Consider the following 11,625-nt stretch of genomic DNA (forward strand, 5'->3'; position numbering starts at 1 on the left):
ACTGCTCCATGGCCTCTGGAGTCAGCCAAAAAGTGAGACTCCCTCGCTGCTTTAAGGAGGCATCATACTCAGACCAGTTTTTGAGTCGATACAAGGACTTGGAGTTGGATTTAGACTTACTCTTACTCATATCTGCTGAGTGTAGTTTCGTGTACCATCTTGACTTCTTTATTTTTACCCTAAACATCATCTTTTGTGCAACAAAGCCGAAACTTGGCTTAAAGCTACCACTACTTCAACCGCTCCACACACATCAACTGGTTTAATTTGCAATTCTAATTTTTGGTGTCTGAGCTTTGAAAAGTCAAGAATATCGTTGACGAGATTAGATAGACGACGAGCGCTATAAACTATCATACTTAAGTTGGAATTGGTGACCGGATTTAACTCTCCAGTGCTACCTTCCAAGATAAATTCACCAAGACCAATAATCCCATTAAGTGGGGTTCGGAGTTCGTGGGAGGTGTTAGCTAAAAATTCGTCTTTGAGGCGGTCTAGTTGTTTGAGTTGTTCATTTTGTGTTTCTAAAGTTTCAAAATAATTTTTAAGTTGAGCTGCCATGAGATTAAAAGAGTTGGCAAGTTCGCCTACTTCATCACGACGGTGAATATTGAGTTGATTTTCCCATTTGCCTTAAGCAATTTCTTTAGCCGCAGAATTAAGTTGTAAAATAGGTTGGGAAATCCAGTTAGTGGTGACTATTCCTATTAAGATAGCTACAATCAGAGCAGCAAGACTGAATAAAATTGTGTTCTTGGTGTTGGTGTTAATTTTTTCCATGAAGTCATTTTCGGGAACAACTACTACTACTAACCAATCAATAACTTTACCATCCCTAACTGGCATTATGCTAGCATAATACCACTCTCCATCAATCGGAAAATTTATTTGTTTGCTACCCTCAATTTCATCAAAATTACCGAACTCTTTTTGTAAGTGTTTGGCCGTGGAACTTACTGTAATGCTATCACTATCAATAGCTTGTAAGCGTTTAATTTTTTTCTTTTTACCAAATTCAATAGTGAGGAATGGTTGGGAAATCTGAGAGCTAACAACTAAATCTCCCGATCGCTCCATAATAAAACTTTGTCCATTGGGACTAATATTTAAGTTTTTGAGAAATTCTGTAATCCTGGTCAAGCTGGTCTGATTTGCTAAAACCCCGATTAACTGGCCAGTAGAATTAAAAATGGGTCTGACAGCGGATATATCCAAAGATGTATTAGCACGAGAGAAAGCTGCATAAATAGAACTCCATGTGGGTTGACCAAGTTTCTTTGCCACTTGATACCAGGGGCGAATCCTGGGGTCATACTCTTTTACTTTCACAAACTCTTCCGCATTACCCCGAGAATCTAGTCGGTAAATTTCACGAACTGGTTGAGTAGCTATAGTACGAATCCGGAAGATAATTTCACCATTATCAGGATTAAGTTCAACACCAATAAATTCTCCCTGCTCATTACCGAAAAAAAGGTCACTTTCCAAATCCCCTTCTTTGATAATTTGCCAAAAATAGGCTCGCATTGCCCCAAAATTGTTGACATCTAAATTGCCACCTTCAATTGCATCATTGGTTACTCTTAGCACCTGATAAGATTTGTTGAGATAACTTAAAACGTGCTGTTCAATACGAGTGCTAATTTCCTTAGTTAACTGGTTTGCAAGAGTATCGACAGTTTGGCGTCCATTGGTAAAAGAAAAATATCCTACTAATCCCACAGCACTAACAATTTGCAGAATAAAAGGGACAATTAGAACAGTTTTGAGAGGAAATTTGCTAAACATTTTGCCCAGTGTCAGAGATAGAGGTTTAAATAGCATCAAAGCTTTAGGTTTATTTCTAATATATCTCTGAACTTGAATTTGGTCATGCAAATTCGAAAAAAAGAATGTTACAAATTATAGGGAATAGGGAACAATTAATAATTAATAATTAGGGCTTGCTGATTAAATATAAAAGCATTTATATATAAAGGTTTTAGCCTTTTTATATCTGGAAAAAGTACCTAGCTTTCAGGAACCTATCCCACTAATAATATTTTTGCTGAAAACCTTAAATATTTTGAGAATTAAAAACGAAAAATTAAGCTTTTAAAATAAATTTTACTTAAACAAATAAGCTTGTTGAAAATAGTGGGATAGGTTCAGCTCTTTATGCTCAAAAAGGTGCGCATTTTGGGCAGGAGAGTAGCCCAAAAATTACTCCCTTACTCCCCCGCTCCCCCCCCTCCCCCTACTCCCTATTCCCTTTACTTTTGAGTAAATGCCCAAACCCCATTCCAATTTTTCGGTACACCATTTACCATCAGCTCATCAATTCTTTCCAGATAAACTTGAGCTGTTTTATCTGAAGAATTAACTGCTAAAACTTTCTCAAAATAATCTTTAGCAGAAACTAACTCTCCTAAACGATAATACTCCAAACCTAATGAAAAATCTACCTGAGTTTTTAATTTTAATTCTCGTACAGAATCAACTTCACCATCCAGCACTTCATAAACATTAATTGGTTCATCTCTACCCTTCACAGATGCCCGGTCTAAAAACCGAATTTGATATTTTTGCGGATTTTTTAAACAATTAAAAGCTGACTCAGAAATTAATAACGACACACCATAAAACTTAGTCAAACCTTCCAAACGAGCCGTCAAATTCACATTATCAGAAAGTGCATCTCCAGACATTCGACCTTCCTCTCCAACTATACCTACCATCATATGACCCCAATGAATACCTATACCAATTTTAATTGGGGGAAAATCTTCTGCTTTTAGGGTCTGATTATATTCTTGTAATTTCTTGAGTTGAGCAATAGCAGTTTCAACGGCATCATCAGCGCCATCCGGGAATACTGCCATAATCCCATCTCCCATAAACTTAATAATCAAACCGTGGCGATCGCGAATTTCTGGACAAACCTGTTGTAAATAACCATTCACAAAAGCAAAAGTTTCTTGAGAAGTCATCTGCTCAGATATAGTTGTAAAAGAGCGAATATCAGAAAAGAAAATTGCCATTTCTTTACTTACTCTGTCTCCTAATTTAACATTGATAATACTTTCTTTTGAGAGTAACTTCACATATTCGTGAGGAACAAAACGCTCATAAGAATTAGTAATTTTTGATAATTGAATATGAGTTTTAATCCGAGTTAATAACTCATCTTTAGCAAAAGGTTTAGTTAAATAATCATTTGCACCAAATTGGAAACCCATAACCAAATCAGCCACTTTATTTTTAGCAGTTAACATTAAAATGGGCAAATTCTCCGCAGGATATGTTTCTCTAATTTTAGCGCAGACTTCATAACCAGACATATTTGGCATCATTACGTCTAACAAAATTAGGTCAAAATTCTGATGTTTGGCTACAGCATCTAAAGCTTCTTTTCCATTTAATGCTTGAGTAATTTGATATTTATTGGCCGTCAAATGGTTAGTTAGAACTTGCACATTTATCGGTTCATCATCAACAACTAAAATATGGAAATCACCATCTGCTAAATGATTTTCATAGGGTTCGATGTTTGGGGATGTTTCTACGATATCATTAACTCTAGAAACAGAAATATTCAGAGGATCGGCGACATATTTTTCGGAAATGGGTAGAGTAAAACTAAAACTAGAACCGACACCAAATTGAGACTGTACCCAAATTTTACCCCCATGAAGTTCAACTAATTGCTTGGTGACAGCTAACCCTAAACCTGTACCACCGTATTTTCTAGCTGTGGAACCTTCTCCTTGTTCAAAATATTTAAAAATGCTTTCTAATTTATCACTGGGAATACCAATACCAGTATCAGAAACAGTAATTATCATTTCCTGAAATGCTTGGGAGTTATAATTATTGGTAATTAGTGCTGCTGAGATTTCAACTTTACCAGAGTCAGTAAACTTGAGTGCATTGCCAATTAGGTTGTAGAGAATTTGTTGTAAACGGTTTTCATCAGCACTAACGGGAGGTAAATTTTTGGGGATAGCATTGATTAACTGTAGATTTTTATTTTTGCTGATCAATAGATTTAAGGTGACTACTGTTTCTACAACCACAAAAACATCAACTGCTTTAATCTGTAATTCTAGTCTATTGTATCTAATTTGGGAAAAGTCAAGAATGTCATTAACTAGAGTAGAAAGACGACGAGCGCTAGATACAATCATAGTTAAGTTGGAAGTGATGGTTGTATTAATATTTTGGGTTGGTTCTCCTAGAAGAAATTCACCAATACCAATAATGCCATTCAGTGGGGTGCGGAGTTCATGGGAAGTGTTGGCTAAAAATTCGTCTTTGATGCGGTCTAATTTTTTCAGTTCTTGGTTTTTTGCTTCTAGGGTTTCAAAGGAGTTTTTGAGTTGTGTTGCCATCCGGTTAAATGACTGAGCAAGTTCTCCGACTTCATCCCCACGATCAATATGCAGTTGATTTTCCCATTTGCCTTCCGCAATTTTTTTCGCAGCAGAATTAACTTGTAATATTGGTCTAGTAATCCAGTATGCAGTAAATATCCCAACTAAGATAGCGATAATTAGAGCCGTAATACTCAATAAAATAGTAGTTCTGGTGTTGGCATCTATTTTTTCCATAAAGTCACTTTCGGGAACCACAACCACCACTAACCAATCAATACCCCGTCCGTCTCTAACTGGGATGACGCTAGCATAGTACCACTTTTTATTAATAAGAAAACTAAATTGTTTGCTGCGATTAACTTTTTCTAAACTACCAAACATTTTTTCTAGGTGAGTTGCCGTAGCACTGACTACAGCATTATTGCTGTCAAAAGCGTGCAAGCGTTCTATGTTTCGTTCCCCATTAATTTTAGTAATTACAAAAGGTTCAATATCTTCGGAACTAGCAATTAGATTTCCAGAGTGCTCCATGATAAAGCTTTTGCCATTAGGACTAATCTTTAAGTTGTTGAGAAATTGAGTCATCTCCGTTAAGCGAGTTTCATTACCCAAAACTCCAATTAAATTATCGTCAGAATCAAAAATAGGTTTAACCGCAGCTATATCTAAAGATGTGTTTTTGTCAGAAAAGCTAGGATAAATAGAACTCCATGTAGGTTCACCTATTTTTTCTGCTGCCCGATACCAGGGGCGAATGTGAGGATCATACTTTCTAATTTTCAATAATTTGCTGATATTAGCACGCTCATCTAACAGATAAGTTTCTCGTAATGGTTGAGTAGCTGTAGTCAGAATTCTCAAGACAATATCTCCACTTTCAGGATTAATGTCAACGTTGATAAACTCTCCCTCTTCGTTACTAAAAAAAAGGTCGGTTTCCCACTCCTGATCTTTGACAATTTGCCAAAAGTAGAGCCGTATTGCACCAAAGTCGTAGAGATCAAAGTTGCCACTGGTAATAGCATCATTGGTTATTCTTAGAACTTGATGGGATTTGTCTAGATAATCTAGAACGTGCTGCTGAATACGAGTGCTAATTTCCAAAGTTAACTTACTCGCCAAAGTCTCAACAGATTGGCGTCCATTAGTAAAAGAAAAATATCCCACTAATCCCACAGCAGTAACAATTTGTAGAATAAAAGGGACAATGAGGACAGTTTTTAGAGGAAATCGACTAAACATTTTGCCTAGTGTGAGAGATAGAGGTCTAAATAACATAAAAGCTTTAGGTTTATTTCTAATATATCTCTGAACTTGAATTTGGTTGCTAATTTAAAAAAAAGAATGTTACAAATTATAGGGAACAATTAATAATTAATAATTAATTATTAATTATTAGGGCTTACTGATTAAAATTCAAAGCATTTATAGATAAAGGTTTTAGCTTTTTTAAGTATCAAAAAATGCGAGGTTTTAAGTGGTAATATCATGTTCCCCTTGCAGGGGAGCTGCGCTAACGGATAATCAGTTATAAAAAAAATTTATCCCTTTCAACCTTTTCTTCCCTTCTGCCTTCTGCCTTCTGCCTTCCTTCCTCCAAAGTGTAAGTATTCAACCGAACATTATATAATGGTTCAAAAATGAGCGGATTTTGGTCAAGATTTGGGCAGAAAAATCATTCTGACAAAACTTAGCTCCTACCTCCTCGCATTCCCCTAACTCCTGTCTTCTGTTTCCTGTATCCTGTCTCCTACCCCTACTAAAAGACTTTCCATACGCAAACCCTAATTAGGGCTTGCTGATTAAATCTCAAAGCATTTATAGATAAAAGTTTTAGCCTTTTTATATCTGGAAAAAATACCTAGCTTTCAACTCTTTATGCTCAAAAAGGTGCGCATTTTGGGCAGGAGGGTAGCCCAAAAATTATTTCCCTACTCCCCCGCTCCCCCTACTCCCTACTCCCTACTCCCTACTCCCTTTACTTCTGAGTAAATGCCCAAACCCCATCCCAGTTTTTGGGCACACCAGTTACAGTTAATTTATCAATTCTTTCTAGATAAAGTTGAGCTGTTTTATCTGAATAATTAACGGCTAATACTTTCTCAAAATAATCTTTGGCAGTAACAAAATCTCCTAAACGATAAAACTCTACACCCAATGCAAAATCTGCTTGAGTTTTTAATTTTAATTCTCGTACATAATCAATTTCTCCATCTAGAACTTCATAAACATTAATAGCTTTATGTCTACCTTTGACAGATGCACGGTCTAAAAATCTAATTTGATATTTTTCTGTATCTTTCAAACCCTGAAAAGCTGATTCAGAAATTAATAAAGAAACTCCGTAATATTTAGTTAAACTTTCCAAACGAGCTGTCAAATTCACATTATCAGAAAGTGCATCTCCAGACATTCGATTTGGCTCACCCACAATACCAACCATGATAAAACCTACATGGATGCCAATTCCTACCTGAATTGGGGGTAAACCTTCTGCTTGTTGAATCTGATTATATTCTTGTAATTTCTGAAGTTTACCAATAGCAGCTTGCACAGCATCATCAGCGCCATCAGGAAATACTGCCATAATGCCATCTCCCATAAACTTAATAATTAAACCATTCCGGTCGCGAATTTCTGGGGAAACTTCTTGTAAATAACCATTGACAAAAGCAAAAGTTTCTTGAGGTGTCATGTTTTCAGATATAGTAGTAAAAGAGCGAATATCAGAAAAGAAAATTGCCATTTCTTTACTCACACGATCGCCTAAATTGACATCAATAATATTTTCTTTTGATAGTAATTTTACATATTCATGAGGGACAAAACGTTCATAGGAATTAGTAATTTTTGATAATTGAATATGAGTTTTAATCCGAGCTAATAATTCATCTTTAGCAAAAGGTTTAGTCAGATAATCATTAGCACCAAATTGGAAACCTATGACTAGATCGGCGACTTGATTTTTAGCAGTTAACATTAGGATGGGTAAACTTTGGGCAGGATATTTTTCCCGAATTTTAGTGCAGACTTCATAACCAGATATCTGAGGCATCATCACATCTAGCAAAATCATATCTATATTCCGATGATTCTCTAAAGCAGCTAAAGCTTCTTTTCCATTTAATGCTTGAGTAACTTGATAGTTATTGGCTTTTAAATAGTTGTTTAAAACTTGAATATTTATAGGTTCATCATCAACAATTAAAATTTGAAAGTTACTATTAGCAATATCAGTCTTAAGAGGAGTAATTTCTTGAGGTTTTTCTACTAGATCTACAAAATAACGAATACTATTAACGGTGGAAATAATAGGGGTTTCTCCTACAGATTCTTGTGAAATTGGTAAGGTAAAGTAAAATCGGGAACCAACACCAACTTCAGACTCCACCCAGATATGACCACCATGGAGTTCGACTAATTGTTTCGTGACTGCTAACCCTAAACCTGTACCCCCATATTTTCTAGCTGTGGAACCTTCTGCTTGTTCAAAAGAGTTAAAGATGCGGTCTAGTCGATCGCCAGGAATACCGATACCAGTATCCGAGACGGCGATCGTCAGTTGTGGAGATGGTTCTATATTTTGACTGGAGTATTCTGGGGCTAGAATTTGCTGATGGGGGTTTCTAGAATTGCGACTAATTACTTCTGCCCAAATTTCGACTTGACCAGACTCCGTAAATTTAATAGCATTGCCAATTAAGTTATAGAGAATTTGTTGTAAACGATTTTCATCAGCACGGACGGGGGGTAAGTCTTTAGGAATGTTATTAACTAACTGTAGATGTTTATTTTTGCTGACCACAAATTTATTTAAGCTAACTACTGTCTCTACTACCCCATAAATATTAATAGCTCTAATTTGTAATTCTAATGTATGGTGTCTGATTTTAGAGAAGTCAAGAATATCGTTGACAAGATTAGATAGACGACGAGCACTAGAAACTATCATGCTTAAGTTAGATCTAGTAAGTGAATTTAGCTGGGATTTATCTCCTTCTAAAAGAAATTCGCCAATACCAATAATCCCATTAAGTGGGGTACGGAGTTCGTGAGAGGTGTTAGCTAAAAATTCGTCTTTGAGGCGGTCTAGTTGTTTGAGTTGTTCATTTTTTGCCTCTAAGGTTTCAAAGGAATTTTTGAGTTGGTTAGCCATCAGATTAAAAGAGTTGGCGAGTTCACCTACTTCGTCACGACGATGAATATTGAGGGTGTTTTCCCATTGACCTTCAGCAATTTTTTTCGCAGCAGAATTAATTTGTAAAATCGGTTGAGTAACCCAGTGAGTAGTGACTATTCCTACCAATATAGCTATAGTCAAAGCACCAAAACTTAATAAAATAGTAGTCTTGGTGTTAGCGTTAATTTGTACCATGAAGTCATTTTCAGGAACGACTACAACCACTAACCAATCAATACCTTTACCATCTTTAACTGGCATGACTCTGGTATAGTACCAAGCTCCATCAATTAGAAATTTAAGTTGTTGATCGCTATTAATATTTTTAAAATCACCAAAATGTTGTTGCAGTTGCTCGACAGTGGCACTTAGTGTAGGGTCATTACTTTCGATCGCAGGTAGACGTTCGATCTTCCTCTTTTGGACTTCTTCGGTAATGATAAATGGTTTCTTAATTTTAGAACTAACTACTAAATCTCCCGAACGCTCAATAATAAAACTCTGTCCGTTAGCGCTGATATATAAGTTACTCAGGAAATTTGTGACCTGCACGAGGGTTGTTTTATTTGAAAGAACTCCCACAAACTGCCCACTTGAGTTGAAAATAGGTCTGACTGCTGATATGTCTAAGGAGGCATTTTCACGGGAAAAGGAGGCAAAAATTGGACTCCAGGTTGGTTCACCTAACTGCTTTGCTGCTTTATACCATTGGCGATCGCGAGGATCGTAAGCTTTTCCTTTTAAATATTCGCTGATGTTACCCTCATTATTAAGTAAGTAAGTTTCCCGAATAGGTTGAGTTGCGATGTTACGAATTTTAAAAAGAATATCTCCATCTTCTAAACGTTCAACCCCGATAAATTCTCCTTCTTCATTGCCCAAGAAAACATAATCCTCTAAATCTTTTTCTTTTACCACTTGCCAAAAGTAAAGTCTCAGACCAGCAAAATCATCAACATCCAAATTTTCACTTTCTATGGCATAATTGGTTACTCTTAAAACTTGATGAGATTTATTTAGATATCCTAAAACGTGCTGTTCAATACCACTGCTAATTTTTTGGGTTAACTGGTTAGCAAGGTTATCAACGGTTTGTCGCCCATTGATAAAAGAAAAATATCCCACTAATCCCACAGCACCAAAGATTTGTAGAACAAAAGGGACAATGAGGACTGTTTTCAGGGGAAATTTGCTAAACATTTTGCCCAGGTTAAAGGATAGAGGTGTGAACTACCCAATGCTATAGCTATTGCTATAGGATAGGTTTCCATCTTCGCTGGGAATAGCATCTAACAAAACTGATGTTTTGCCAGGTGACTTACATTCCCTCAGATTGGCAGTAGAGCTAATTCCTAACTCCTGTTTTGAGTGCATTTGACATTTGTCGTGCAACGGCAAATTACGCACTCGCAATATCCGCAAGGCTTCATTTTTGATATTGATTGCAGCATTAATTTCTCTATTATGGGTTGTATGACAATGCTCGCAAGTCCAATTTTTCACATTCAGAGACAAACTACCAACTTGATTTAAACAAATATTACAAGTTTGTGAATAAGGCAAAAAACGATCGACTTCTATATAAATTCTTCCCTCTCTTTCTGCCTTATAACTAAGCATTGTTTCAAACATTCCCCAAGCACAATCACCAATAGATGCAGCTAAATTATGGTATGCACTACCAGGTGCGTCTTTCGCCGACGCTGGGTCACACCGCTTTTTTATAGCCAGATTTTCCACTGCAATTACTTGGTTTTCGTTTACTATCTTAAGGCAGCGGGTTGCGGGGGTTCCCCCCGTTGTAGCGACTGCCGCGCGGGATAGCTTGTGTAGAAAATCTTCACGGCATCTAGCTATTTTCCCCTGTAATCTAGCTATTTTTATGCGTGCTTTATTTCGTGTATTGCTTCCTTTTTGTTTACGAGCTAATTTGTGCTGCTTCCGTTTGAGATTAAGAGTATATTTAGCAATATTTTTAGGATTTTGATATTTTGAACCATCTGATGTTACACAAAAATGAGTTAATCCTAAATCAATTCCTATTGCTTTTCCTTCTGCTGGTTTTTCAGGATTCACTAGATCATCTTCAACTAAAACAGAAACAAAATATTTACCATCTGGATTCACAGAAACAGTTACAGTCTTGATTTCCCCTGAAAAATCTCTATGGCGACGATAATAAACTAATCCAATTTTAGGTAGTTTGATATAGTTATCCTGAAATTTTACATTTTGAGGATAAGTAATAGATTGTCTACCTTTTTTAGACTTAAATTTTGGTAACTTCGCCTGTCTATCAAAGAAGTTTTTGTAAGCTGTAGACAAGTTTAATGCTACTACTTGGAGACACTGAGAATAAGTATCTGTTTTTAGCCATTCATGCTCTTTTTTAAGTTGAGGAAGCATTTTTTGAATAGCAGCTCTACTGAGACTTTTTCCAGTGTTTTTGTAGGTTTCATGGCATAAATTTAGTGAATAGTTCCAAAACCATCTACAACAACCAAAGCTCTTTGCTAAAGCCAATTGCTGTTCTGATGTTGGATATATTCTATACTTATATGCCTGATGCATTTATCACTTATCTATAACAATGATAAAATTTTAGCATATATTTTTATGTACCTACAACTATAGCGCTACGCAAATAAGCTCTTGACATTCCTCTGTTCCCTTTTCCCACCAAAGTTTAAAGTGTATTGTCAAATGCCAAAAGACGTAGTGCTATATATTGATTGTGATTAATACCAACACCAAGACTCCACTATGATGGGGGACTTATCACAACATCAAGTTATATCATGTCCGCTTGAATACTTATACTTTGGTGGAAGGAAGGCAGAGGGCAGCGGGAGATCCTATGCTGTTTGCGTAGCATTCCGTAGGAAAGGGTTTCTTTCAATTGAAACTTAATTCTATACACGCTCCGATGCTACTGGACATGATATTAAAAGTAATATGTTTAATCCAACTTGATACGGTCTCGGGGTCTCCCGTTATAATCTGGGATTTAACGGGAGGGGAATTGCCAACAGCAAATTAAACAAGTATCAATTGATGTTCAAATATAGCAATAAAGAGTAGTATAAAAAT

Annotated in this window: 5 protein-coding genes; all 5 read right to left on the reverse strand. The window is 36.3% G+C overall.

The window, feature by feature from the left end; genetic code table 11:
- Positions 1-186: 186 nt before the first annotated feature.
- A complete protein-coding gene (locus F6K27_RS30425) occupies positions 187-609 on the reverse strand; it encodes a histidine kinase dimerization/phospho-acceptor domain-containing protein (protein ID WP_287279620.1) in 423 nt (140 codons plus the stop codon).
- A gap of 24 nt (positions 610-633) precedes the next feature.
- Positions 634-1,824, reverse strand: coding sequence for a cache domain-containing protein (locus F6K27_RS30430; RefSeq protein ID WP_124144033.1), 1,191 nt, complete (start codon positions 1,822-1,824; stop codon positions 634-636).
- A 428-nt stretch (positions 1,825-2,252) separates the two neighbouring features.
- Entirely contained in the window at positions 2,253-5,633 is a 3,381-nt protein-coding gene (locus F6K27_RS30435; protein WP_287300949.1) for a response regulator, read from the reverse strand.
- A gap of 700 nt (positions 5,634-6,333) precedes the next feature.
- Positions 6,334-9,735, reverse strand: a complete 3,402-nt coding sequence (locus F6K27_RS30440; RefSeq protein WP_287279618.1) for a response regulator — start codon at positions 9,733-9,735, stop codon at positions 6,334-6,336.
- 30 nt (positions 9,736-9,765) lie between these two features.
- Positions 9,766-11,106, reverse strand: a complete 1,341-nt coding sequence (locus tag F6K27_RS30445; RefSeq protein ID WP_287279619.1) for an RNA-guided endonuclease TnpB family protein — start codon at positions 11,104-11,106, stop codon at positions 9,766-9,768.
- Positions 11,107-11,625: the final 519 nt, after the last annotated feature.

Source organism: Okeania sp. SIO2F5, assembly GCF_010692685.1.
Classification (GTDB): domain Bacteria; phylum Cyanobacteriota; class Cyanobacteriia; order Cyanobacteriales; family Microcoleaceae; genus Okeania; species Okeania hirsuta.